Source organism: Lysinibacillus sp. GbtcB16, from assembly GCF_019091145.1.
Lineage (GTDB): Bacteria > Bacillota > Bacilli > Bacillales_A > Planococcaceae > Lysinibacillus > Lysinibacillus fusiformis.
Genome location: NZ_JAGXJV010000007.1, coordinates 108,185 through 134,699 on the forward strand (window position 1 = coordinate 108,185; position 26,515 = coordinate 134,699).

Annotated in this window: 23 protein-coding genes, 1 rRNA gene and 1 riboswitch; of the genes, 1 reads left to right on the plus strand and 23 read right to left on the minus strand. The window is 39.3% G+C overall.

Going from position 1 to position 26,515, the window contains the following annotated elements:
* Nucleotide 1: 1 nt before the first annotated feature.
* The 9 genes from gatA to KVT27_RS19360 form a co-directional block, all read right to left on the minus strand.
* Nucleotides 2-1,465, minus strand: coding sequence for an Asp-tRNA(Asn)/Glu-tRNA(Gln) amidotransferase subunit GatA (gene gatA / locus KVT27_RS19320; RefSeq protein WP_217581772.1), 1,464 nt, complete (start codon nucleotides 1,463-1,465; stop codon nucleotides 2-4).
* Between the two features lie 24 nt (nucleotides 1,466-1,489).
* Nucleotides 1,490-1,777, minus strand: a complete 288-nt coding sequence (gene gatC / locus KVT27_RS19325) for an Asp-tRNA(Asn)/Glu-tRNA(Gln) amidotransferase subunit GatC (protein WP_008173651.1) — start codon at nucleotides 1,775-1,777, stop codon at nucleotides 1,490-1,492.
* Nucleotides 1,778-2,011: 234 nt separating this feature from the next.
* Nucleotides 2,012-3,151 (minus strand): CamS family sex pheromone protein, encoded by a 1,140-nt coding sequence (locus KVT27_RS19330; RefSeq protein ID WP_217581773.1) that lies wholly within the window; start codon nucleotides 3,149-3,151, stop codon nucleotides 2,012-2,014.
* Between the two features lie 106 nt (nucleotides 3,152-3,257).
* Nucleotides 3,258-5,261, minus strand: a complete 2,004-nt coding sequence (gene ligA, locus KVT27_RS19335; RefSeq protein WP_217581774.1) for an NAD-dependent DNA ligase LigA — start codon at nucleotides 5,259-5,261, stop codon at nucleotides 3,258-3,260.
* Nucleotides 5,262-5,275: 14 nt separating this feature from the next.
* The gene (gene pcrA, locus KVT27_RS19340) at nucleotides 5,276-7,528 is read right to left on the minus strand and encodes a DNA helicase PcrA (RefSeq protein ID WP_217581775.1); all 2,253 of its coding nucleotides are present in this window, start codon (nucleotides 7,526-7,528) and stop codon (nucleotides 5,276-5,278) included.
* A gap of 32 nt (nucleotides 7,529-7,560) precedes the next feature.
* On the minus strand, nucleotides 7,561-8,250 hold the full coding sequence (pcrB, locus tag KVT27_RS19345; protein ID WP_217581776.1) for a heptaprenylglyceryl phosphate synthase: 690 nt from the start codon (nucleotides 8,248-8,250) through the stop codon (nucleotides 7,561-7,563).
* A 113-nt stretch (nucleotides 8,251-8,363) separates the two neighbouring features.
* Nucleotides 8,364-8,681 (minus strand): YerC/YecD family TrpR-related protein, encoded by a 318-nt coding sequence (locus KVT27_RS19350; protein ID WP_008173656.1) that lies wholly within the window; start codon nucleotides 8,679-8,681, stop codon nucleotides 8,364-8,366.
* Nucleotides 8,682-8,696: 15 nt separating this feature from the next.
* Nucleotides 8,697-9,752: a DUF3048 domain-containing protein gene (locus tag KVT27_RS19355; RefSeq protein WP_217581777.1), complete on the minus strand. Its 1,056-nt coding sequence runs from the start codon at nucleotides 9,750-9,752 to the stop codon at nucleotides 8,697-8,699.
* A 58-nt stretch (nucleotides 9,753-9,810) separates the two neighbouring features.
* Nucleotides 9,811-11,532, minus strand: coding sequence for an adenine deaminase C-terminal domain-containing protein (locus KVT27_RS19360; protein WP_036120695.1), 1,722 nt, complete (start codon nucleotides 11,530-11,532; stop codon nucleotides 9,811-9,813).
* A 199-nt stretch (nucleotides 11,533-11,731) separates the two neighbouring features.
* On the opposite strand from KVT27_RS19360, the gene KVT27_RS19365 reads away from it, so the two are divergent.
* Complete coding sequence (locus KVT27_RS19365) at nucleotides 11,732-12,157, plus strand: YgaP-like transmembrane domain (RefSeq protein ID WP_025115764.1); 426 nt, start codon at nucleotides 11,732-11,734, stop codon at nucleotides 12,155-12,157.
* A gap of 113 nt (nucleotides 12,158-12,270) precedes the next feature.
* Here the strand turns inward: KVT27_RS19365 and purD are convergent, their stop codons facing one another.
* From purD to rrf, 14 genes are all read right to left on the minus strand, one after another.
* The gene (gene purD / locus KVT27_RS19370; protein WP_217581778.1) at nucleotides 12,271-13,527 is read right to left on the minus strand and encodes a phosphoribosylamine--glycine ligase; all 1,257 of its coding nucleotides are present in this window, start codon (nucleotides 13,525-13,527) and stop codon (nucleotides 12,271-12,273) included.
* Between the two features lie 73 nt (nucleotides 13,528-13,600).
* On the minus strand, nucleotides 13,601-15,127 hold the full coding sequence (purH, locus tag KVT27_RS19375; RefSeq protein WP_036120701.1) for a bifunctional phosphoribosylaminoimidazolecarboxamide formyltransferase/IMP cyclohydrolase: 1,527 nt from the start codon (nucleotides 15,125-15,127) through the stop codon (nucleotides 13,601-13,603).
* Nucleotides 15,128-15,241: 114 nt separating this feature from the next.
* A complete protein-coding gene (gene purN / locus KVT27_RS19380) occupies nucleotides 15,242-15,811 on the minus strand; it encodes a phosphoribosylglycinamide formyltransferase (protein WP_036120704.1) in 570 nt (189 codons plus the stop codon).
* The gene (purM, locus tag KVT27_RS19385; protein ID WP_036120708.1) at nucleotides 15,811-16,866 is read right to left on the minus strand and encodes a phosphoribosylformylglycinamidine cyclo-ligase; all 1,056 of its coding nucleotides are present in this window, start codon (nucleotides 16,864-16,866) and stop codon (nucleotides 15,811-15,813) included. Before purM ends, purN begins: the two co-directional genes overlap by 1 nt.
* 92 nt (nucleotides 16,867-16,958) lie before the next feature.
* Nucleotides 16,959-18,383, minus strand: a complete 1,425-nt coding sequence (gene purF, locus KVT27_RS19390) for an amidophosphoribosyltransferase (protein ID WP_008173665.1) — start codon at nucleotides 18,381-18,383, stop codon at nucleotides 16,959-16,961.
* Complete coding sequence (gene purL, locus KVT27_RS19395) at nucleotides 18,359-20,593, minus strand: phosphoribosylformylglycinamidine synthase subunit PurL (RefSeq protein WP_217581779.1); 2,235 nt, start codon at nucleotides 20,591-20,593, stop codon at nucleotides 18,359-18,361. The genes purF and purL overlap by 25 nt, the downstream gene beginning before the upstream one ends.
* A complete protein-coding gene (purQ, locus tag KVT27_RS19400) occupies nucleotides 20,580-21,263 on the minus strand; it encodes a phosphoribosylformylglycinamidine synthase subunit PurQ (protein ID WP_025115757.1) in 684 nt (227 codons plus the stop codon). The genes purL and purQ overlap by 14 nt, the downstream gene beginning before the upstream one ends.
* Nucleotides 21,264-21,265: 2 nt before the next feature.
* A complete protein-coding gene (gene purS, locus KVT27_RS19405) occupies nucleotides 21,266-21,514 on the minus strand; it encodes a phosphoribosylformylglycinamidine synthase subunit PurS (RefSeq protein ID WP_008173668.1) in 249 nt (82 codons plus the stop codon).
* Nucleotides 21,515-21,516: 2 nt separating this feature from the next.
* Nucleotides 21,517-22,227, minus strand: a complete 711-nt coding sequence (gene purC, locus KVT27_RS19410) for a phosphoribosylaminoimidazolesuccinocarboxamide synthase (RefSeq protein ID WP_217581780.1) — start codon at nucleotides 22,225-22,227, stop codon at nucleotides 21,517-21,519.
* A gap of 129 nt (nucleotides 22,228-22,356) precedes the next feature.
* The gene (gene purB, locus KVT27_RS19415) at nucleotides 22,357-23,652 is read right to left on the minus strand and encodes an adenylosuccinate lyase (RefSeq protein WP_008173672.1); all 1,296 of its coding nucleotides are present in this window, start codon (nucleotides 23,650-23,652) and stop codon (nucleotides 22,357-22,359) included.
* A 13-nt stretch (nucleotides 23,653-23,665) separates the two neighbouring features.
* Nucleotides 23,666-24,790: a 5-(carboxyamino)imidazole ribonucleotide synthase gene (purK, locus tag KVT27_RS19420; RefSeq protein ID WP_036120721.1), complete on the minus strand. Its 1,125-nt coding sequence runs from the start codon at nucleotides 24,788-24,790 to the stop codon at nucleotides 23,666-23,668.
* On the minus strand, nucleotides 24,787-25,275 hold the full coding sequence (gene purE, locus KVT27_RS19425) for a 5-(carboxyamino)imidazole ribonucleotide mutase (protein WP_150906832.1): 489 nt from the start codon (nucleotides 25,273-25,275) through the stop codon (nucleotides 24,787-24,789). The genes purK and purE overlap by 4 nt, the downstream gene beginning before the upstream one ends.
* Before the next feature lie 205 nt (nucleotides 25,276-25,480).
* Nucleotides 25,481-25,579, minus strand: a riboswitch (purine riboswitch).
* 93 nt (nucleotides 25,580-25,672) lie between these two features.
* The gene (locus KVT27_RS19430; RefSeq protein ID WP_025115753.1) at nucleotides 25,673-25,867 is read right to left on the minus strand and encodes an NETI motif-containing protein; all 195 of its coding nucleotides are present in this window, start codon (nucleotides 25,865-25,867) and stop codon (nucleotides 25,673-25,675) included.
* A 574-nt stretch (nucleotides 25,868-26,441) separates the two neighbouring features.
* Nucleotides 26,442-26,515, minus strand: a 5S ribosomal RNA gene (rrf, locus tag KVT27_RS27545); the annotation flags it as partial.

Here is a 26,515-nt window from a genome sequence, read left to right on the forward strand (position 1 = left end):
GTTATTTTCCCTCCCACATTTGAGGAACTTGTTTATGGAACTCCGTTGCTTGTTCAAAAGCATGAGCTACACGGTAAATAGTTGCTTCATCGAAGTATTTACCAATAATTTGTAAACCTAATGGTAGTCCGTTGTCCAAACCACATGGAATGGAAATAGCAGGTACACCCGCTAGGTTCATCGGAATTGTTAAAATATCATTTGCATACATTGTCATCGGATCATCCACATTTTTACCAATTTTGAAAGCTGGTGTTGGTGATGTAGGTCCAATGATGACATCGAAGTCTTCAAAAACTTTGTCATAGTCTGCTTTAATCAGTGTACGTGCTTGTTGTGCTTTTTTGTAATACGCATCATACGTACCTGCGCTTAATGAATAAGTTCCAAGCATGATACGACGTTTTACTTCATCCCCAAAACCTTGTGCACGTGTTTCTTTATAAAGGTCCATTAAATTTGTCACGTTGTCTGCACGGAAACCATAACGGATACCATCGAAACGAGATAAGTTAGAAGACGCTTCAGATGAAGAAAGAATGTAGTACGCTGCAAGCGCATATTTCGAATGAGGAAGTGATACTTCTTCTACAGTCGCACCTAAGCCTTTTAATACCTCTAATGCCTCAAGCACTGATTGACGTGCTGCTTCGCCAACACCTTCACCAAGGAATTCCTTTGGTACTGCGATACGTAAGCCTTTAATATCACCAGTAAGGGCTGCAGCATAGTTTGGCACCTCTACGTCAGCAGAAGTAGAATCATTTGGATCTAAGCCTGCAATAGCCTCAAGTAATAACGCATTATCTTCAACATTGCGTGTAATGGGTCCAATTTGATCTAAAGAAGAGGCGAATGCCACTAGACCAAAACGAGACACACGACCATATGTAGGTTTCATCCCTACAACTCCACAGTAAGCTGCTGGTTGACGGATTGAACCACCTGTATCGGAACCAAGAGAGAATGGAACTTCTCCTGCTGCTACAGAAGCTGCAGATGCACCTGAAGATCCTCCTGGCACGTGATTTAGATTCCATGGATTTTTTGTTGTTTTATAGTATGAGTTTTCATTAGATGAACCCATTGCAAACTCGTCCATGTTTAGTTTACCGACTGTAATCATACCAGCTTCACGTAGCTTGTTGACAACAGTTGCATCATAAATTGGCATAAAGCCTTCCAAAATTTTTGAGGCACAAGTTGTTTCTAAGCCTTCTGTTACGATATTGTCTTTCACACCAATCGGAAGACCAAATAGCGGTCCACGCTCTTCAAATGGTACTTTATCCATTTCAGCTGCTTGTGCAGTTGCTTTTTCTTCGTTTGAAGCAAGGAATGCTTGTACATCGCCATCAAGCTTTGCAATGCGCTCGTATGCTTCTTTCGTTAAGTCAGCGATTGATAAGTTACCTGCTTTAATTTCCGCTTGTAACTCCTTAGCTGAACGTTCAAATAACGTCATGAGGAATCCTCCTATGTTTTAGTATTACATGATAGCTGGTACTTTTACTTGACCATCTTCTTGTTCTTTTACGTTTAACATCATTACTTCACGGTCTAGACCTTTCACTGCAACATCTTCACGCATTACATTGACTAATGGTAAAACATGCGTTGTAGGTTCAACATTTGCTGTATCTAGTTCGTTTAATTGCTCTGCAAAGTCAGTAATTTTACCAAGCTGTTCAGCAAACTTCTCAGCTTCCTCTTCAGTAATTGCAAGACGTGCTAAATTTGCCACGTGCTTTACTTCTTCTTTTGTTAATTTAGCCATTTTTTACACCTCCGAATACTTGCTCCATTTATTGTTTTTATTGATAACAATAGGGTTGGATAAAGTTTTAACCATGCCAATAATCATAACATTTTTCCTATTAAAAATCACAACTTTCACCAAAAATATAGAAACTTTCACTACTATAACGAAGTGTTGTTAATCTATACCAGTTGTTTTCCTTTAAGTATCTCTATCTACATAAAAAAATAGTCAGCACAAAGGCTGACTATTTTATTCATAGACATGTACATAAGGATCCGTATCATTGGCCTTTTTATTGATTAATGCCTCTGGACCATTGACAGAAGTGATACTCACCTCAACATGAATATTATTAAATCGATTGATTAAAATACCTGTCAAATATTGTGTAAATCCAATGATTTCTGCTTTACCGAAAAATTGAATAGGAATTTCGATCGTCAGTTTTTGAATTTCTTTATTGCGATAGAAACCTGTACCAATAACACTTGTATAATTTGAGAAATATTTATCAACATCTTGCTTAAAGATTTTGAAGTTTTTACTCACGTCTCGATAAACATCCTGCGAATCATCTGTTGGGAATAATACATAATTTTCATCTATCCCTTCCCAATCAGCAATGTTGTTCTGTCCAGCTTTTGCTACACCATAGCTGAAATAGGCGCCAGGAATAATCTTATTGCGGGCTTGTTGCTTAAACAAGCCAACAACAATTGGGATATCCTTTAGCTCATCACGTGTACGTAAACGTGAAACAATCTCAGCAGCCATTTTTTTGCCTTGTTCAACAAGCTCAGACTCTGATATTGGTTCCTCGTAATATTCGCCATACTGTTCTTTTTGATAATAATAAATAGAGTTAAGCGCAAGTCCTATTGAAATTCCACCTAATTTCACTTTATTATCTTTAGTTTTTGTTAAGTAATTTTGCTCAACAATATGAGATAAGTAAATAGGCGCCTTTTTTGCTCGCTCTTCGGGGGTCATTGTATCAGTTGTCGGTGGATTTAATCCATCTTCTGTCTGAGAGCTTCGAGCCAGCCAAGAGCTCACTGTACTTTCAGCTAAATATTGACCCTCTTGGAAGTAATAGTTTTCAGTGTCAAACTCATGGTGAGAGAGACGCATTAAACCTGCTTCTACTTCCTTCATATCATATTTCGTATAAATATTAGATACAACTAGACCTCTACTGGCACTCTCTTTATAAGGAATAAGTGTCTTATAATAAGATTCATCAATTTGTATGCTGGGGATAATAGTTGTTTCAGTTTTTTCATCTTGTTGTGTTTCCTGCGTAAGCTCTGTTCCCCCTTCATTAGAAGGTACACAGCCGACTAACATTGCAGCTGCTACAAGTGCTGGAATGAGTCGAAAAGACTTCATTTTATTTAGTGCTCCTTTACTCATATTCAATTTGGTTCGACGAATCACTGATAATAATCATTAGCATAATTCATACCTTTCTTGGGGTATGTCATCAGTGTATTTATTAGATGAGGTTAAGTTGTTCAATTAAGTTTTCTTCATTCCAAACTTCAATACCTAATTGCTCAGCCTTTGCTAGCTTAGAGCCTGCATCCTCGCCTGCGATAACAAGGTCCGTTTTTTTGCTGACACTGCCTGTGACAGTCCCACCTAACTCTTCTATTTTCGCCTTTGCTTCGTTACGTGTCAATTGCTCAAGTTTACCAGTTAAAACAATTGTTTTTCCTGCAAAAGGATTATCGCCTACCACTACTTCTACTTTTTTTCCTTTAAAGGTCATATTCACGCCTACCTCAGCAAGACGTTCAATGACTGCACGTGCGTCATCGTTTGAGAAATATTCAACCAATGAAGATGCCATTTTATCACCAATCTCATAAATAGCCACAAGTTGTTCCTCTGTTGCTGCCATGACAGCTTCCATCGAACCAAATTGCTCTGATACGATTTTTGCAGCCTTTTCACCAACATGACGAATTCCTAGACCAATCAATAAACGCTCCATCGAGTTTTCCTTCGAGGCTTGAATCGCATTGACTAAATTGGTGGCAGATTTTTCGCCCATCCGTTCTAGTTCAACCAATTGCTCTATTGTTAAATGATATAAATCAGAAACATCATGTATGAAGTCTGCACGTAATAACTGCTCAACTACTTTATCTCCAAGGCCATCAATATTCATAGCATTACGAGATACAAAATATTTAATGCTTTCTGCAATTTGAGCAAAGCATGCAGGATTTACACAGCGTAAAGCAACTTCACCCTCAATACGAATCAATTCACTATCACATACCGGACAATTTTGGGGCATCTCAAACGGCACAGAGTTTTCAGGACGCTGCTCGATTAGCACACCGACCACTTGTGGAATAATATCACCAGCTTTTCGAATAATGACTGTATCCCCGCGGCGTATATCTTTCTCTCGAATCAGGTCTTCATTGTGTAATGAAGCTCGTTGCACTGTTGTCCCCGCTACTTGAACTGGCGTTAAAATAGCTGTTGGTGTGACAACCCCTGTACGTCCCACTGTTAAATCAATATCTAGTAATGTCGTGACAACTTCCTCTGCTGGGAATTTATAAGCAATGGCCCAGCGTGGACTTTTTGCCGTATAGCCCAGCTCATCCTGTTGAGCATAGCGGTCGACTTTTATAACGATCCCATCAATTTCATAGGCTAAATGTGGACGGTTTTCTGTCCAATGCTCAATAAAGGCCATTACTTCTTCGATTGTAGAGCAGCGCTGACGCTCTTTATTGGAAGGGAAGCCTAGATCCTCTAAATAATCAAGCATTTCTGCATGTCCGTCGATACCATAAACCTCACCATCACCACCAATGGCATAGATGAAAGTCGATAGTTGGCGACTTGCTGCAATTTTAGGGTCTAACTGCCTCAAAGAGCCTGCAGCAGCATTACGTGGATTAGCAAATAATTCTTCACCATTGTCAGCACGTTGGGCATTTAATTTTTCAAATGATTTTTTTGGCATGTACGCTTCACCGCGTACTTCTATTGTAATCGGTTCTTTTAAACGGAGTGGTATCGCATGAATGGTCTTTAAATTGGCTGTAATTTCTTCCCCTACAACACCATCTCCTCTTGTTGCGCCTTGGACAAACACGCCATTTTCATATTTTAACGAAATGGCAAGACCATCTATTTTCAGCTCACATACATAAGAGAAATGATCCCCAATAGCCTGTCGAACCTTACGATCAAATTCTTGTAAATCTGCTTCGTTAAAAGCGTTTGATAGACTTAGCATAGGGTAATCATGTGTCACCTTTTTAAAGCCTTCTACAACTGTTCCTCCAACACGCTGAGTAGGTGAATCGGGAAAAATAAGTGATGGATTGGCCTCTTCTAAGGCAATCAATTCATGCAATAATTGATCATAAACACTGTCAGCAACGACCGGTTTATCTAGTACATAATAGGCATAACCATATTCATGTAATAATTTATTTAACTCCGCTATTCGTTGTTCTATTTCGTTCATTTACGTTCCTCCGCTTACGCTTTTTCAATCGGTGCAAATTGTGCCAGTAATCGCTTAATACCAATTGGTTGTGGAAAAGCAATATCAAGCTCAGTACTATCACCTTCGCCTTTTACACTTACAACCATACCTGTGCCCCACTTTTTATGGACGGCTTTATCTCCAGCCTTCCAGCCATACTGATCTCCGCCTGTTGATTGTAAGCGAGCTGTGGCAGGCTGAGTTTGTTGAACGGACCCAAGTGTACTTTTTTGATAACCACCTGTTGAACGATTGCTAGTAGCAAACGGTACATTCGTTTTAGCACCAGCTTTGGAAATAGACTCGGTAATATCTTCAGAAATCTCACCTAAAAATCGGGAAGAATTATTAAAGCTTGAACGGCCAAAAATTGTACGGCTTTGTGCACATGTTAAATATAGACGTTCCTCTGCACGCGTCACACCAACATACATAAGGCGGCGTTCCTCTTCCATTTCATCTTGATCATCAAGGGAGCGTGAATGAGGGAAAATGTTTTCTTCCATACCGATAATAAAAACAATAGGAAACTCCAAGCCCTTAGCAGCATGCATCGTCATTAAAATAATATTTCCCTTGGATGCATCCTCTTTATCAAGAGCATCGATATCAGCTATTAATGCTAAATCCGTTAAAAACGCTATGAGACTTTTATCATCACTGCGCTCCTCAAATGCTTTTGTGACAGATAAAAATTCTTCAATATTTTCTAAACGACTTTCAGCTTCTATTGTCTTTTCATTTTGTAGCATTGTGCGGTAGCCAGATTTATCAATGACTTGCTCAACCAGTTCTGTGACCGATAAATATTCTTGCATTTCTGTAAAGCCTTTAATCATTGCATAAAATTGTTCTGCTGAGTTCGCTGCTTTCCCAGACAGACCCATGAAAATGAGATCATTCATAGCATCAAAAATGGAACGATCCTGCTCGATAGCATAGCGGGCCATTTTCTCAAAAGATGTGGCACCAATACTACGCTTTGGTTCATTAATAATACGTGCAAGTGATAAATCATCGTCATTATTAGCAATTAGGCGCAAATAAGCAAGTAAGTCTTTAATTTCTTTTCGATCATAGAACTTTGTCCCGCCAACAATTTGATAAACCATATTAGATTTAACTAGCACTTCCTCCATCACACGAGACTGAGCATTCGTACGATATAATATGGCAAAATCATCAAATGTACGATTTTCCTTTTCCATCAACTGTTGGATGGTTTGTACAACAAATTGTGCTTCTTCCTGCTCATTATAAGCTTTGTATAACGCAATTTTTTCACCCTCTGCATTTTCTGTGCGCAGTTCTTTTGGATAACGTGTTGTATTATTTTGAATGACGTCATTTGCTGCTTGTAGGATGCGTTTAGTCGAACGATAATTTTGTTCAAGCATAATCACTTTAGCATTCGGATAATCCTTTTCAAAGGAAAGGATATTACCAATATCTGCACCACGCCAGCGATATATTGATTGATCAGAATCCCCTACAACACAAATATTTTTAAATTTCTTAGCTAATAATTGCACAAGTAAGTATTGGGATTTGTTAGTATCCTGATATTCATCTACATGAATATATTGAAATTTATTTTGATAGTATTCCAGCACTTCTGGTACACGCTTGAACAACGTAATAGTTGTCATAATTAAATCATCAAAATCAAGGGATTGGTTGCGACGTAATCTTTTTTCATAACCTTTATAAACACTTGCAACGGTTTGTTCATAAGGGTTTTTATCATTCATTTGACCCGCGTAATCATCTGCTGTAATGCACTCATTTTTGGCTGCACTAATAGCATTTAAAATTGCTCGTGGCTCAAACCGCTTCGGATCGATATTCTCATCCTTCATTACATTTTTGATCACCGAAAGTTGATCCGTAGAATCTAGAATCGAAAAATTACGAGATATGCCTAGTTGATCAACATTGCGACGTAAAATTCTTACACACATGGAGTGGAAAGTTGATACCCACATACTATCGCCAGTCCCATTGCCTAGAATACCGTCAATACGCTCTCGCATTTCTCGAGCAGCTTTATTAGTAAATGTAATGGCTAAAACTTTGGATGGATATACTTCCTTTTCTATGATTAAGTAAGCAATACGATGTGTTAATACTCGTGTTTTTCCTGATCCAGCACCAGCCATGATCAGTAGTGGTCCCTCAGTGGTTTTGACTGCTCTTTCTTGTTCAGGATTCATCCCTGCTAGTAAATTTTTTGTTAACTGTTCCATTTCGCACCGCCTTACAAACATTTGTTCTAAAATTATAACGTATTTTTAACAGCCTTAACAGTCGCAAGTGCCACTTTTAAATCATCATAAATAATATTTCCAACTACAACCGTATCTGCGAACCGGGCCATTTCCTCTGCCTGCTTGGCTGATGTAATTCCCCCACCATAAAAGAGCTTAGTATGCTTCAATTCATTTTTCACAGCACTTACTATCTCTGGATTTCCGTAAATTCCACTGTACTCTAAATAAAATACGGGAAGTTTAAAGAAATTTTCTGCCATACGTGCATAGGCTACGATATCGTCAATTGATAAATTGGTTGTAGCACCTGTTACTTGTGCCACTTTACAATCAGGATTTAAAATACAATAACCTTCTGCAACTAATTCATCCCACACCATGATATCTCCAAATTCTTTAATAGCTGCATGATGCAAATTTTTAATCCATTTTGGATCATCGCTATTTAATACCGTCGGAATGAAGTAATAATCATAGCCCGGTGTAATCGCATCAATCGTGGAAATTTCTAAAGCTATCGGGACTTCGAACCTTCTAACACGAACAAGTAAATCTAATACCCCATCCAATGTCACATTATCTGTGCCACCTACTAAAATAACATCAGTTCCAGATTCACAAATTTTTTCTAAGTTTTCATCTGAAATGTCCTTTGCAGGATCTAACTTGAACACATGTCTCCATTCTAAATAATCCATTTATTTTACCACCTATCGTTTTCTATCTATTCGTTTACAAGTATAGCTTATGATGAACGACAAAAAAATGAAAAAGACTGAGTAGAACTTCTACCCAGTCTCATTTTCAGCTATTATTTTGGTGCTTGAAACGGTTTCTCATCAGGATACAAACGACCTAGCATTTCATCATATGTATCGTTTCCATAATCAAAGCAACGACGAACACGTGAAATCGTTGCAGTACTTGCACCCGTTTCCTTTTTAATGGATTCATAGGTTTTCTTTAAACGCAATAAATGTGCAACCTCAAAGCGTTGTGCCAACGATTGAATTTCACTAATCGTACATAAATCATCAAAAAACTTATAGCATTCTTCGATGTCTTTCAGCTCTAACACTGCTTTAAATAATTGATCTGTTTGATGCCCTCGAATTTTTTCGATTTGCATGCAATTTTCCTCCCTTTAAGGCTGCGTTTTCACCATTGCTTGTAACCCTGGTGAAGATGGTACAAAATGGACCCAAGACTTTCCTGGTACTAGCTTTACAGGCTCCCCTGATTGCTCCACAGCCGTTGGTATTTCATTCACATTAGCCCATTTGACTTCTCTCAAATAGCCATTTTGAAATACATACGCATTTCCACCAGAAGTTAAATCAATTGTTTGGCGACCAATATCATCCACTATTTGGTGATCCATTTCAAAAAACAGAACATTTGCCAATGATAATGCTTCGCCGGTTAACATATCTTTTGTGTCCACGCCAGCCGATTGTCGTTCATAGTGATTACTTTGATGATCATACACATACGAATTGTGGAAATCTTCATTATTTCCGTAGTAAATGTCAACTTGACTTGTTTCAATGCCTATTTTACCACGTTCATCGGGTTCATAAAAAGCCTGAAGTACTTTTTCACTGTAATTCATTGAAGCGCCTACCATTTCAGCACCCTTTAGTATCTTTTCTGATGTAATATATGAATTGTGTGGTGCAATTCGTTCGCTTGAACGTTTAAAAAGAATACCATCATAAGCCATTCCATTGATATTATCGACTACACGATTATCTAGCATCGTTTTCGCCTCTGGACTATAGCCATGAGCTACATAAAAGGCATCGAAACCTTTTGCCATATCGATAAAATAGGAGCGTGCACTACGAACAGGTCCTATATTTTCAGGCAGCTCGCTTTGATACACTGCTAAAAAGCGAGTCACATTACCTTCTGCCAGCATCTCATAAATGATATCAGCTGCAGCTAACCCTGATTGCGGGCGGGCGGCTGGATGATTATTAATCGTCACGATAATAGGCCGCTGAGTTATTTCTTCTTGTACTGCTTCTCCTGTAAGTGGGGCTACGAATGCTGGTTGCTGCACATGGTCATCAACTACGGTTTCTTCCTGTGCTACAGTCTCATCTTCTTCTTTGACCTTTGGAGTATCCTTCGAGCATCCTCCGATCACTAAAGCGCTAAATGCCATAGCCATTAATAACTTCCTTGATTTGAACACAAGCATTACTCTCCTTTGAACATTTACATATGAAAGTAACTGTTTACACTTTCATACATTAGCGCATAACAGCAGGTAATAATAACTTATTCTTCATTACATCGAAAATCCCTTTTGGTGTGATACGAATATATGGTAAATGAGTGGACTGTAAAAATAATAATGTGTAAATAGCATCCCCTAATTGATACCCACGATCTGCTAAAGCTTGCTTTAAAGCTTTTTCTTTCTCTGTTAGCGTCAATACATCCCCATCATATAAAAGCCCACCAATGGATAATGGTATATCTGCAATGACTTCCCCTTTTTCTACAAGGACGATGCCACCATTCATGGCCTTCATTTCTTCAAACGCTTTGATCATATCTTCTTTATTTTTTCCGATTAATAAAATATCGCCTGTGTTTGAGTAGGACGATGCAAAGCCTTGAACACCTGTTGCAAATCCTTTAATCATTGTATTTACATGCCAGTGACCTTGTCGGTTTATTAACATTAAATAGCACTCATCGTGATTAGCCAGTTGCCCTTCTCTAGTAATTAATGAATTATAAGGTTTTGTAATGACATCATTCACAAGCTCAATTCCAAAAGGCATTGAAAACTGGAAATCTTGTGAGTCTAAGGAAAAATCTAAATTGAACGCAGGGATAGCAGAATAATCGATGGCTGCCAGTCTATGAACACGTTCTCCATCACGTTTTAGCCAAACACCTTTTGATAGGACACTTTCTGGTACAGGATGATATTCATCTTGTAAAATATTAAGTGAGGCAAAGCGACCTGTCGCGATAAAACCATGTAAATTGGACATATTATAATAGCGTGCTACATTATACGAAGCCATTTGGTAGGCATCAATTGGAGAAACTCCTGCATCTAAGGCTACTTGAATACATTTATCCATCACGCCATCTTCATGGAACGAAGGTGGTGAACCATCTGTTGTCATCATTAAATGATCAAAAATCGGAAGCTCTTTTTCTACGATTCCTTTTAGTAGATGAGGTAAATCTGGTCGAATGGATGAATGACGTAATGTAACAGCATAGCCTTGCATGATACGACGTTCCACTTCTTCCACTGTCATCGCTTCATGATCGCCATCTGCACCAAGAAGTTTCATACGAGCTAAAGTTCTCTCGGAGGCACCAGGGAAATGACCTTCGATTTTTTTACCTAGTCCCTTTGCCATTTGCATGCGATACAGCATTTGATCGTCCCCATGTAACAGCTTAGGCCAGCCTGTCAACTCTCCACCAAGCAAAACATCACTTCGCTCTAACCATTCTAATATAGATGTGTTAGAGAATACCTCTTCCTCCTGCTCCAATTCGGTTTGCGAATCAAAGCGAGTCCACCAATAAAAAGAAAACGGTAACTTTTTCAAATGATCTAAAATTGAAAACGCTTTCTTATTTTCTAAATTTAAAACAAAACTTAAATTATCGGAAATAAAAGTCGTCGTCCCTAGCTGACCACAAAAATCTGCAAAGGATTGTGGATGATACAGCTGGAAAGGATGTACATGTGGCTCAATATAGCCTGGTACAATTGTTTTCCCTGTACAATCCACCACTTCTGTTCCTTCTATTAAAGGAGGCATTCTGTCACCAGCATAGACAATGCGGTCCCCTAAAATCCAAATGTTTCCTACTATCCACTGTTTCAGCATACTATGCAAATACCTTGCATTTTTCAACACAATATCAGGTGCCTTTTTTCCATCAATTACTGCTAATTGCTGACGTATTTTTGTTATTTTCCATACTGGATCCATGCTATTCGCTCCTTCCTAAAATTACGTAATTTTTCATTGTGTAAAACCAATTTGGAATCACATACTACTATTGCATATCGCATACTTTCATAAAATTTATGCTTTATGCAATCATCTTGTTTCAATCGTAACACAGCACTTTCATAAAGCAAAGTGCACCTCGCCTATTTTTTCCACAATGACTAAAGGAGGAAGTATTATGATGCAGCAAGCAAATTTAAGCGAAAAAAATGCATTTTGTCGTTTTGCCATGGGTACAAGTTTGACAGCATTTGGTATCGCTAAAGTTTCAAGAAATCCTAATTGTACAAAAGGTCGATTGATGATTGCATTAGGAGCCATGAAAATGGCAGAAGGACTCTTTAAATATTGTCCAACCAAGGCTCTCATGAGCACTAATATGCAAAATGCCATGAATACCTCTATGCAAAGTATGTTCAGTGGGCAAAATTCTATGTCCTCTGAGCAAATCGATAAGCTCATGAAGGATTTCTCTTCTGCAATAGCTGGCAATTCTTCAGGTTCACAAGCTACTGCTTCAAAGCAATCTGATACCAGCGCTTCAACCCAAAATTCCTCAACAAGGAGCAATTCTACATCGAATAATGCTCAAAACCCTTCTTAGTCAAAGGAGCCGTCCCAATCTAATTTGGAGACGGCTCTTACCTCTTACGTTTGAAACTTTAAGAGGTTTCATCAGAGGAGTAAAAATATTTTAAATTTTAGTGAAAATAATGATTATTTGAATGTACGCCAGCCAATATCTTGGCGGAAGAAAAAGTGATCCCAGGTTTCTTTAGCAATGCCAGCATATACTTTTTGCTGTGCTTCTTGTAAAGTAGGCTCTTTAGCCCCAACTAACAGGACACGACCACCATTCCCAAGAAATTGACCATCTACTAATTTTGTACCTGCATGGAATACAGCATATGACTTAGATAGTTCCTCTAAATTTGGTAATGCTTTGCCTTTTTCAACATCGCCTGGATATCCTTCAGCTGCAATAACAACACCTAGCATAGCATCTTCCGACCATTGCAAATCAAATGGCTGCTCGTTCATTAATGCCATCATAAATGCCCCAAAGTCGGAAACCATTCGAGGTAAAACTACTTGTGTTTCTGGATCACCAAAACGAGCATTAAACTCAATAACCTGAGGGCCTTTCTTCGTTAAAATTAAGCCTGCATATAAAATACCTGTAAAGGAAGCGCCATCCGCCTCCATCCCTTTAACAGTTGGCTCAACAATCGTTTGGTAAGCAATATCTATAACTTCTTGTGATATTTGTGGTACTGGAGAGTAAGCACCCATCCCACCTGTATTAGGTCCTTTATCACCGTCATACGCTCGTTTATGGTCCTGTGCAATCACCATAGGATAAATTTGTCCTTTATGCACAAAAGACATAAAGGAGAATTCTTCCCCGTCTAAAAATTCTTCGATGACAACGCGAGAAGATGATTCACCAAAGCGTTGTTTGCCAATCATATCTTGTACAGCTTCAATAGCTTCTTTCTCTGTCATCGCCACAACAACACCCTTACCAGCTGCTAAGCCATCCGCTTTAATAACAATGGGTGCGCCTTGTTCTTTAATATAAGCAATAGCTTGTTCTGCTTCAGTAAATGTTTTATGGGCTGCTGTTGGTATATTGTATTTATTCATCACTTCTTTTGCATACGACTTACTACTTTCTATTTGAGCTGCCGTCTTTGTCGGACCAAAAATACATAATCCACGAGCTGTAAAGAAATCGACAATGCCTTCAGCAAGTGGTTGTTCTGGGCCGACAAAGGTTAAAGCAATATCATTTTCCTTGGCAAATTGGGCAAGTCCTGCAAAATCCATTGTGTCAATACTAACAACCGCTACCTCGCCTCGCATTCCGTCATTTCCAGGTGCTACAAATACTTGGTTAACGGATGGAGAAATGCTAAATTGTCTAGCGATTGCATGCTCACGACCGCCACTTCCGATTACTAATACATTCATTTTAGAGAATCCTCCTCTTTGTAAGTAAGACCGAGATGAACCCACATCTCGGTCTGTTTAATGTCATTATTAATTAATGTTTAAAATGGCGTACGCCTGTAAATACCATAGTAATGCCGTATTCATTCGCTTTATCGATTGAATCTTGATCTTTAATAGATCCACCTGGCTGAATAATAGCTGTAATACCAGCTGCAGCTGCAGCCTCAACAGTATCACTCATTGGGAAGAATGCATCTGATGCCAATGCAGCACCTTTTGCTTTTTCACCAGCTTGCTCAAAGGCAATTTTCGCAGCACCAACGCGGTTCATTTGACCAGCGCCTACACCAAGTGTCATTTGAGAATCCGTTACAACGATCGCGTTTGATTTAACATGCTTAACAACAGACCAACCAAGTTGCAATGCTTCCCATTCTTGTTTTGTTGGTTCACGATCTGTTACTACCTTTATATCTGCATTGGCAAAACCATAGCGATCCGGTTCCTGTACAAGAAGACCGCCCTCTACAGATACTACATTAAATTGATCTTGCTTCGCTTGCTCGAACGGAATTATTAATAAGCGAATATTTTTCTTTTTCGTTAAAATATCGAGTGCCTCTTGTGAGAAAGCAGGAGCAATAATAATTTCTAGAAAAATATGACTTAGCTTCTCAGCAGTTGCTGCATCCACTTCCATATTCAGAGCGATAATTCCACCAAAAATAGATGTTGGATCTGCTTCATACGCTTTATCAAATGCTTCCTCTAGTGTGACACCTGTTCCAACTCCACAAGGATTCATATGCTTTACAGCAACTGCAGCTGGCATTTCAAACTCTTTCACGATTTGCAAAGCTGCATTCCCATCTTGAATATTGTTATAGGATAACTCTTTACCATGTAATTGTGTTGCATAAGCTAATGAGAAATCAGAGCCAAGACGTTTTTGGTAAAATGCCGCTTTTTGGTGCGGATTTTCACCATAGCGTAAGTTCTGCTTTAATTCATACGTCATTGTTAAGCTCTCTGGGAACTCTTCTTCTGTCAAATAGTTCGAGATATACGAATCATAGGCGGCTGTGTGACGGAAAACCTTTGCAGCCAATTTACGACGTGTCTCAATTGTTGTGGCACCACCAGCTTTTAGTTCCTCTAATACTGTTGCATAGTCATTGCTGTCTACGATGACTGTTACATATTGATGGTTTTTTGCAGCGGATCGTAACATTGTAGGGCCACCGATATCAATGTTTTCAATTGCATCATCCCATGTTACATTAGGCTTTGAAATTGTTTCAACGAAAGGATAAAGATTGACACAAACAATTTCTATTGGCTCAATTCCATGCTCATTCATTTGTGCCTGATGAGAGTCATCATCAAATTTCCCTAATAAACCACCGTGAATCATTGGATTTAATGTTTTAACACGGCCATCTAAAATTTCTGGAAACTTCGTTACTTCATCTACTGCTGTTACAGCTACTGCATTGTCCTGTAGCATTTTTTTAGTACCGCCAGTTGATAAAATTTCATAACCTAATGCTACTAATTCCTTTGCAAATTCTAAAATACCATCTTTATTGGAAACACTGATTAATGCACGTTTTGTCACAACAATATCCTCCTAATTTTTATCGTGCTCTTGCACGAACTAACTTGCTGTCAAAGATTCATAGAGTTAGGTGTTGAGTGTTGAGTAAGGTTCTCGACCTAACTCCTCCTTCAGTTATTGTAATAATTGCTGTAAAGCCTTTGTATATAATAAATGCTCTTGCTTATGGATAGCAGCTTCTGTTGCCTCTCGATTTCCTTCAATAACAGGTACAGCAGCCTGTGCGATAATTGGGCCAGTATCCATTCCTTCATCAACAAAATGCACCGTTACACCCGTTATCTTCACCCCATGATTCAATGCTTGTCCGATAGCATCCTTCCCAGGAAAGGCTGGTAATAAGGAAGGATGAATATTAACAATTCTCTGTGGAAAGGCTGCTAATAATACATCACTAATTAAACGCATATATCCTGCAAGGACAATCCATTTCACATCGCACTCATGTAGAGCATCGACAATTGCTGACTCGTAAGCGGCTTTCGAGGGAAAATCTTTCGGGTTCAAGGCTAACACTGGAATTTCAAAGTGTTCAGCACGTGTCACTACATATGCACCGGGCTTATCTGTCACTACTAGCTCAACCTTTGCATGCAGTTCCCCACGTTTAATAGCCTCCTGAATGGCTTGAAAATTACTACCGCTTCCTGATGCGAACACGGCAATTTTTGTTGGTGCAGTCATTACACTAAACTCCCATCATGTGTCCCATTAAACACTACTCCGTCGCCTTGAATGACACGACCGATTGTATAAGCCTTTTCACCATTTGCTTCTACCGCTGCCATAACTCTATCAGCTTCTGCTGCTGGAACAGCTATGACAAAACCGATCCCCATATTAAACACATTATATAAATCCTTATCCTCTAATTGACCTTTATCCTTTAGGAATTCAAAGATACGTAATACAGGCCATGAACCTAAGTCAATTTCTGTTGCTAATCCTTCAGGCATCATACGTGGTAAATTTTCATAGAAACCTCCACCAGTAACGTGGGCACAGCCGTGAACATCTGCTGCTTTTAAAGCCGCTAATACAGGCTTAGCATAAAGCTTTGTTGGGACTAATAGCGCCTCACCGATTGGACCTAAATCTTCATAGTTTTCTACAATGGCATCCACCGCATATTGATGATCTGCAAAGACAATTTTACGTACTAAAGAATAACCGTTTGAATGCACACCACTCGAAGCAATACCAATAAGTACATCGCCCTCGACAATTTTTTCTCCTGTCACAATGGCAGACTTTTCACAAGCCCCCACCGCAAAGCCAGCTAAATCATATTCATCTTCTTCATATAGACCTGGCATTTCTGCTGTTTCGCCACCAATTAGAGCTGCACCAGATTGCACACAGCCATCCGCTACCCCTTTAACAATTTGCTCAATTTTTGCAGGCTCTGCTTTCCCAAGTGCTACGTAATCTAAAAAGTATAGCGGCTCCGCTCCTTGTGCAACGATATCATTCACGCACATTGCTACACAATCCACACCAATAGTATCGTGCTTGTCTACCATGAATGCTAGCTTTAGCTTTGTCCCTACACCATCAGTTCCTGAAATAAGAACAGGTTCTTTTAGATTTAGTTCTGACAAGTCAAACATACCACCAAAGCCACCAAACGTTCCCATGACACCTAGTCGGTTCGTACGTTCTACATGAGATTTCATTCGTTTTACAGCTTCATAGCCCGCTTCAATATTTACACCTGCTTGTTCATATGCCTTTGACACGCAGAGTTCCTCCTTATCATCTAAATCGCCTACGAGTACCCTAGAATTTTTTATAATCTTCTAGAAGACACTCATTCATTGCGATGTATTTCTTAACGTAATAGTTCCTTTTCATGTGGTAAGATGGTATCCGGGAAAATCTCAGTTGGATATTTACCTGTAAAGCATGCAAGGCATAGTCCACGGTTTTCATCTTCATATGGACGTGCAATGGTCTCAACCATGCCTTCAACAGAAAGGAAAGTCAGAGAATCTGCACCAATTACTTCACGAATTTCATCTACTTTATGACTAGATGCAATAAGTTCCTCATGTGTTGACGTATCAATGCCATAATAACAAGGATTTGTCATAGGTGGGGACGAAATAACCACGTGAACCTCTGCTGCACCAGCATCTTTTAACATTTTGACAATTCGACGTGAAGTTGTTCCGCGTACAATAGAATCGTCCACCATAACTACGCGTTTACCTTTGACAACTTGAACAACTGGTGAAAGCTTCATTTTCACACCACGTTCGCGTAATTCCTGTGTCGGTTGAATAAAAGTACGCCCTACATAACGATTTTTAATCAGACCAAGTTCATAAGGTATACCACTTTCTTCTGCAAAACCTATGGCAGCTGAAATACTAGAATCTGGTACCCCAGTTACAACATCAGCCTCAATATGTGCACATTCACGAGCAAGCTGTTTCCCCATACGTTTACGTGCCATATGGACATTAATACCATCAATATCCGAATCAGGACGTGCTAGATATACATATTCCATCGCACACATAGAACGCTTTTCCATATCAGCAAAGCGGTCTGACTTAACGCCCTCATCGTTAATAATTAATAATTCACCTGGTTCTACAGAACGAACGAATTCTGCTCCTATTAAATCAAATGCACAAGTTTCAGAAGCTACTACCCAGCCTTCTCCTAACTTTCCAAGAGAGAGCGGGCGTAAACCATGTGGATCACGTGCAACAAGCATTTCATCCTTTGTCATAATTAAGCAAGAATACGCACCCTTTAATAATGAAAGGGCATTTTTCACCTTAGCCCTAAATGGTGAATGCGAACTTTTCTTAATAAGATGCGCCAGCACTTCTGTATCAGAGCTAGAATGAAAAATACTACCTTGTCGCTCTAAATACTGTTTCAGATGTGTCGCATTGACTAAGTTACCGTTATGGGCAATGGAAAGGCTGCCAGTTGAGGAATGGAATAATAATGGCTGTACATTTTCAATACCGCCACCACCAGCAGTTGTATAACGAACATGGGCAATTGCTGCTTTGCCGTTCACTGCCTTTAATTTATCTTCGTTGAAAACATCATTAACTAGTCCTTCGCCTTTCACCGCGCGAAGGTGCTGACCATCAGAAACGACGATACCTGCGCCTTCTTGACCACGGTGTTGAAGAGCATGAAGCCCGTAATAACTAAGGTGTGCTGGATTTGGGTTACCCCAAATGCCAAACACCCCACATTCTTCGTTTAAGCCTCTGAGTTCAGCAAGCATGGGATTGCTCCTTTCCAATTAGAACGGAATTCCTCCACTGTACCTTCTACAAGCACACCTTTGTCCCCGTTGATTTTAACAAGTGCATCGTTTGTTACGACACCAATTTTATGAGCATCTTTGATGATTTCGACAAATGCAGCTGCATGTTCTTCTTTAACTGTGACAACAAAACGTGATTGACTTTCACTGAATAACGCAGTTGTAGCAGAACCCGTTAATGCAACGTCAACACCAAGTCCATTTGCACTGAAAGTTTTTTCTGCGATAGCCACTGCAAGTCCACCTTCAGCCACATCATGTGCAGACTGCACAAGACCAGCTTTTATAGCTTTTAATAAAGCCTGCTGACGTGCTGCTTCCATCTCTAGATCGATAGCTGGTGCCTTCCCAGAAATAACGCCATTATTTAATAATTTTTGAAGCTCTGAACCACCGAACTCAGTCGTTGTTTCCCCAATGACAAATACGATATCTCCTGCGGCTTTTACTTCCTGTGTTGTAACATGGGCTAGGTCTTCAATTAGACCTACCATACCAATTGTTGGTGTTGGATAAACGGCTTCACCTGAACGCTCATTATAAAGCGATACGTTACCGCCAATTACCGGTGCATTCAATGCTGTACATGCAGCCGAAATACCATCAGCAGATTTTTCAATTTGCCAGAAGATTTCTGGCTTCTCTGGATTGCCAAAGTTTAAACAGTCTGTAATTGCAAGGGGTGTACCACCAGAAGCAACAATATTACGAGCTGCTTCAGCCACTGCAATAGCGCCGCCTATCTCAGGATCTAAATAAATATAGCGAGAGTTGCAGTCTGTTGTCATGGCTAAACCTTTATTTGTACCACGTACACGAATAACTGCAGCATCTGAGCCTGGTTTAACAACAGTTGACGTACGAACCTGATAATCGTACTGATCGTAAACCCATTCTTTCGAAGCAATTGTCGGTGCTTTTAATAAAGCATTTAATGTTTCTTTATAATCCGTAACAGCTGGCTCTGTATTTTCAATTGCTTGGAACTGAGCATAGTAAGCAGGTTCAGCAGATGGTTTATGGTAAACTGGTGCATCCTCGGCTAACGCATCAGCAGGTACTTCTGCCACTACTTGTCCATCGTGTAAAAGACGAAGCATTTTATCATCTGTAACACGGCCTATTGCTACCGCATCTAAATCATATTTATCAAAAATCGCCTTAATTTCATCCTCGCGACCCTTTTTCACGACTAATAGCATACGTTCTTGAGATTCAGATAGCATCATTTCGTATGCTGTCATACCTGTCTCACGTTGAGGTACTAAATCTAAATTCATTTCTACACCAGAACCAGCCTTTGAAGCCATTTCTGCTGAAGAGGAAGTAAGACCAGCTGCGCCCATATCTTGAATCCCAACTAGAGCATCAGATTTTACAACTTCTAAACATGCTTCAAGTAAAAGTTTCTCCATGAATGGGTCCCCTACTTGTACTGCTGGACGTTGATTTTCTGATTCCTCTGTTAATTCTTCTGAAGCAAATGTTGCACCATGAATTCCGTCTCGTCCTGTTTTCGCACCCACGTACATAACTGTATTTCCAACGCCTGCTGCAATACCTCGTTGAATATCTTTATGATCAATTAAGCCTACACACATGGCATTAACAAGTGGATTGCCTTCATAACAAGGATCAAATTGAATTTCGCCACCTACTGTAGGGATACCAATACAGTTACCATATCCAGCGATCCCAGCTACGACTTCTTCAAATAGATATTTACCGCGCGCTGATTTTAATTCACCAAAGCGTAATGAGTTCAGCATGGCGATAGGACGTGCACCCATAGAGAAAACATCACGGATAATACCGCCCACACCAGTGGCAGCCCCTTGGTATGGCTCAATTGCAGATGGATGGTTATGAGACTCCATTTTAAACACTACGGCTTGCTCGTCACCGATATCAACAATACCTGCACCTTCCCCAGGTCCTTGTAAAACTTGTGGCCCCTTTGTAGGGAATTTACGTAATACTGGCTTTGAATTTTTGTATGAGCAGTGCTCAGACCACATTACTGAGAAAAGACCTGTCTCTGTCCAATTAGGTAGACGTTCTAAAATACCTTCTACCAATGCAAATTCTTCGTCTGACATCCCCATACCAGCGTATAGCTTTTCATCTTTAATTTGCTGTGCTGTTGGCTCAAACTTAGTTGTTGACATGATTTTCCCTCCACTGCTTCACAATTGATTTAAATACTGCTAAACCGTCTGCGCCACCCACCAGTGCATCAACAGCTCGTTCTGGGTGAGGCATCATCCCTAATACATTGCCGCGCTCGTTTATAATCCCTGCGATATCTTCCAAAGAACCGTTTGGATTGTCACCTGAGTATGTGAATACGATTTGATTATTATCTTTTAGTGATTGTAAAGTCTCCTCATCACAGTAGTAATTCCCTTCACCATGTGCGATTGGGATATGAATAATTTGACCTTGCTCGTATTGGTTTGTGAATAATGTATTGTTGTTCTCCACTTTTAGCTGCACTGTACGGCACATAAACTTCAAGTTTTTATTGCGTAATAAAGCACCTGGCAATAGCCCTGCTTCTGTTAGAATTTGGAATCCATTACATACACCTAGTACAGGTTTACCAGCGTCTGCTGCTTTCTTAACTTCTGCCATAATGTTAGATTGATTAGCCATTGCACCACAACGAAGGTAATCTCCATATGAGAATCCTCCAGGTACTAATACGCCATCAAAGCCACTTAGATCTGTTGCTGTATGCCATACATATTCTACTTCTTCACCTAGCTCGTCTTTAATCGCATGATACATATCGATATCACAGTTTGACCCAGGGAATACGAGTACTGCGAATTTCATGATTAGTTAGCCTCCTCGACTTCATAACGGTAGTCCTCAATTACAACGTTCGTTAAAACCTTTTCACACATTTCTTTTACTAGAGTATCAATGTCACGCTCTGAATCTTTAATTGATAGTTCAAGATATTTACCGATACGTAAATCCTCTACTTCACCGTAGCCCATTTTAGCTAAAGAACCCTGTACTGCAGAGCCTTGTGGATCAAGAATGCTCTCACGTAATGTTACATAGATTTTTACTTTTTTCATTGTTATTTGCCTCCGAGTCTAGAAAGTATAATAGTATAAACTTCAGTTAAATTACCAAGGTCTCTACGAAAAACATCTTTGTCTAACTTTTGCTTCGTTGTTGCATCCCAAAGTCGACATGTATCTGGTGAAATTTCATCTGCCAATAATACATGGCCATCTGCATCACGGCCAAACTCTAATTTAAAATCAATTAGTGTCACATTGACATCAGCAAAGATTGGCTGTAGAACTTTGTTAATAGCTAGTGCCTTATCGTAAATAGTCGATACTTCATCAGACGTTGCAAGCTCCAGAACATCTATATGCTCAGTTGTAATGAATGGATCACCTAACTCATCGTCTTTATAGTAAAACTCAACGATTGGTCGTTTTAAAGGTATGCCCTCTTCAAGACCAATACGTTTTGCTAAACTTCCTGCAACTATATTACGAACGACTACTTCAATCGGAATAATATCTACTTTTCTTACAAGTTGTTGCGTATCGGATAATTGTTTTACGAAATGTGACGCAATTCCGTTTCCTTGTAATTTTTCGAAAATTAATGAAGTAATGCGATTATTTAAAATGCCCTTACCTTCTATTTCCTCTTTCTTTTCACCATTGAATGCAGTCGCACTATCCTTGTACTCAACAAGCAGCACATTCGGCTCCTCCGTTGTATACAATTTTTTTGCTTTACCTTCATACAAAAGTTGACCTTTAGTCATTCGTTTTTCCCCCTGATATTATGAGATACGCTTTTATGAATGATCAGAATCGAACCGTGTTCTCCACGGTTCAATTCTGAAGCATTTACTGGTGGCTCTAACATTTATTTTTTATTGGCGAAATAAATATTAGTTAAGTCCTAGACGTTCAAAAATCATATCCACATGCTGTAAGTGGTAATTGTAATCAAAGCACTCATCCAGCTCTTCTTTTGTTAAATAAGATGTGATTTTTTCACTTGCATCGACTAATGTGCGGAACTGTACCTGCTCGTCCCATGCTTGCATAGCTAAAGGCTGTACAGTATCATAAGCTTCCTCACGTACTAATCCTTTATCAATTAATGCTAACAAAATGCGCTGAGAGTAAATAAGACCATATGTGCGAGTCATATTACGTTTCATGTTTTCAGGGAATACTGTTAAGTTTTTCACTATATTACCGAAGCGACTTAACATATAGTTAAGAGTAATTGTTGCATCCGGTAAAATAACGCGTTCTGCAGAAGAATGAGAAATATCACGTTCATGCCATAAAGCGACATTTTCATAAGCTGTCACCATGTATCCACGCATTAAACGAGACATTCCAACCATGTTTTCAGAACCGATTGGATTACGTTTATGTGGCATTGCTGATGATCCTTTTTGACCTTTTGCAAAAGCTTCTTCCACTTCACGCGTTTCAGATTTCTGTAAACCGCGAATTTCTGTTGCAAATTTTTCAATGGAAGTAGCAATTAAAGCTAATGCTCCTAAATATTGCGCATGACGATCACGCTGTAAAGTTTGTGTTGAAATTGGTGATGCAGCCAGACCAAGTTGATCACAAACATATTGCTCAACGCGAGGATCGATATTGGCATATGTTCCAACAGCGCCAGACATTTTCCCTGTTTCAATAACTTTAGCGGCTGCTTCAAAACGTTCCAGGTTACGCTTCATTTCCTCATACCATAAACCAAGCTTTAAACCGAAAGTTGTTGGCTCTGCATGAACGCCATGTGTGCGGCCCATCATCACTGTATGTTTATGTTCTTTTGCCTTTGCAGCAATAATATCAATGAAATTCACGATATCTTTACGTAAAATATCATTTGCTTGTTTGATTAAATAAGAAAGTGCTGTGTCAACTACGTCTGTAGAAGTTAAACCATAATGTACCCATTTACGTTCCTCACCAAGTGTTTCCGAAACGGCACGTGTAAAGGCTACTACGTCATGACGAGTTTCTTGTTCAATTTCTAAAATACGGTTCACATCAAATGAAGCATTTTCACGAATTTTAGCAACATCCTCTTTCGGAATATCACCTATTTCTGCCCACGCCTCACAAGCTAGGATTTCTACTTCTAGCCAAGCTTGATATTTATTTTGTTCTGTCCATATTGCGCCCATTTCGGGTCTTGTGTAACGTTCAATCATTGCGTATCTCCTTCTATTCTGACCAAATGCCAGAACTCTCGATTTGTTGTAATGTTTCTTCTAAGTTTTTTGTCATAATCGTTACATGGCCCATCTTACGGTTGACCTTAGCTTCAGCTTTCCCATAAAGATGGATAGACCATTCAGGATATTTAGCAATGGAGTTACTCAATGGCACGACATGCTGCCCTAATACATTGATCATAATGGATGGTGCCCAAAGTTCTGGCTTACGTAATGGCCAACCACAAACAGCTCGTATATGCTGATGGAATTGTGAAACATTACACGCCTCTATTGAATAGTGACCTGAATTATGAGGTCTTGGTGCTAATTCATTAATAACAATGCCACCATCTTCTAGCACGAACATTTCTACCGCTAACGTTCCTACTAAATGTAAGTAATCAGCAATTTTTAAAGCTTCTCGTTCCGCAGCCTGAGCTGTGCTTTCTGTTATGCGAGCAGGCACAATTGTTTCATGCAGAATATGATGAACATGAATGTTCTCTCCAACTGGCTGACAATACGATTCACCACTACCATTTCTTTGAACAATGACCGATACCTCTTTTACGAAGGGTACGAATCCTTCTGCAATACATGAAGAATGCGTGAAGAGTTCTTTCGCTAATGGAAGATCTTCAGTTGATTTTAATAGCTGCTGTCCCTTGCCATCATAACCACCTCTTGCTGTTTTGACTATACAAGGATAACCAATCGAATCAATATTGGCTACTAATTCTTCATAAGTTTTTGCAACAATATATGGTGCTACTGGGCAACCAGCTTTCACAATAGCTTCTTTTTCGGTTATACGGTTTTGTGTAATGCGTACCAACTCGGCCCCCTGAGGAACATAAGCCATTTGTGATAAACGTTTTAAGCCTTCATAATCAATATTTTCAAATTCATATGTGATAACATCACTGACTTCTGCAAGTTCTTCTAAAGCAGATTCATCATCATATGGAGCTACAATGCGAACATCTGCCACTTGCCCACAAGGTGAGTCCATTGCTGGTTCAAGTACAGCAATTTTAAAACCAGACTCCTTTGCAGCAAGAGCCATCATTCGACCAAGCTGTCCCCCACCTATAATACCTATCGTTTGTCCAGGATAAATAATTTTTGTCACACTAAGTCACCTGTGCTTTCTAATACTTGCTGCTTTGTAGCTTCACGTCGAGCATCTAATGCTTCAGCAAGTTCTGCATCTGTCGTTGACAAAATTTGAGCAGCTAGTAAACCAGCGTTTGTTGCTCCCGCTTTCCCAATAGCTACAGTTGCTACAGGCACACCACCAGGCATTTGAACGATGGATAACAGTGAATCAAGCCCATTCAGCGCACGTGATTGAACTGGTACACCGATTACAGGTAAAGTGGTTTTAGCTGCTACCATTCCAGGTAAATGTGCGGCTCCACCTGCCCCAGCTATAATTACTTGTATTCCCCGTTTGCGTGCTGTTTCGGCATATTCAAACATTAAATCTGGTGTTCGATGTGCAGATACAACCTTCTTTTCGTACGGTACTTGTAATTCGTCTAAAATATCACATGTATGTTTCATTGTTTCCCAGTCACTTGAACTACCCATAATGACACCGATTTTCGGATTCATAAATTGTCGCTCCTTTTAAACGATAGAAAAATGATCAATTATTGTGCAAGCCTCTATATGAATAGCCCTGCAATTTTTACCTTTTTACAAAGAAAATCCTCAAATAAACTACTCTCTACCTTTACGCGTGAAAGCAGCTTACTTGAGGACTTATTAGGGCAAGAATTTGTCAATGTACAAACCGTACATTAATCTTCTCATAAAAGCCAAAAGTGCTTTCCCGCATAGTCCAGCATTTACGGTGCCGGGTAGAGACACTAGAGCCAATCCTCTAGCATATATGTGGGATTTATTTGTTTTTCCTTATCACATTTTAACAAGGGATTGTATTATCGTCAATGCAAAAATGCGAACATTTTTTATAAGCTCAAAAAAAATGTTCGGATTTTAGTCAAAATCATTCCATATCTTGAGTAGGTATAGCTTTAAATTGAATTTTTTGACGTAATAACGTGGGTTCACCATCGACTAAGTGAAAAAGGGGCTCTTCTTTTCGACCAATAGCCATGTACCCATCGTGTCGCATTCTTTCTAAACATTCTTCAATGGACTCGTTTTCTTGTACTTCATACCAAATTTGCTTCTTTCCCAACTGTTTCTCCCTTTCAATACATTAATTTATTTCCTAGCACTTGTTCCTTCATTATACCTTGAGATGCCTTAGGAAGTGAGCAAGAACTAATTAATTGTTTAGTAAATATAAAAAAACTGCGGATGGATACCGCAGTTTAGATTACCGTTCAGCTAAATCCATACAAAGCTTTAATATAGATGCCTAGAAATAGTAGCAATAAAAATGAATGTAGGACAACAAGAATGAAACGATACTCTCCTTTAATACCTAAAAGGGCACTAACAATACCTATTCCACCTAATATAAATGGCATTAATACACTGATATCATAAAGGAATTTAAAAAAACTCCCATACCGTTTCGTAGAATCATAACCAAACAGTAAGAGTGTGAGTAGTAGGCAAAAAATCGAAAGAGACGAAAAAATAGTATACCTCATTTTCATTCCTCCGTTATTCTGTTCAAGTATAAGTAGGAAATGCTATCTATGTTAGTTACCTTTTCATCTGTATAAATTTAATATGTAGTGTACCACGATTTTTTTAGTTGATAAAATAAAAAAGCCATGGAAGATATCCATGACTTCATAAGTGCCTAGCGACGTCCTACTCTCACAGGGGGAAGCCCCCAACTACCATCGGCGCTAAAGAGCTTAACTTCCGTGTT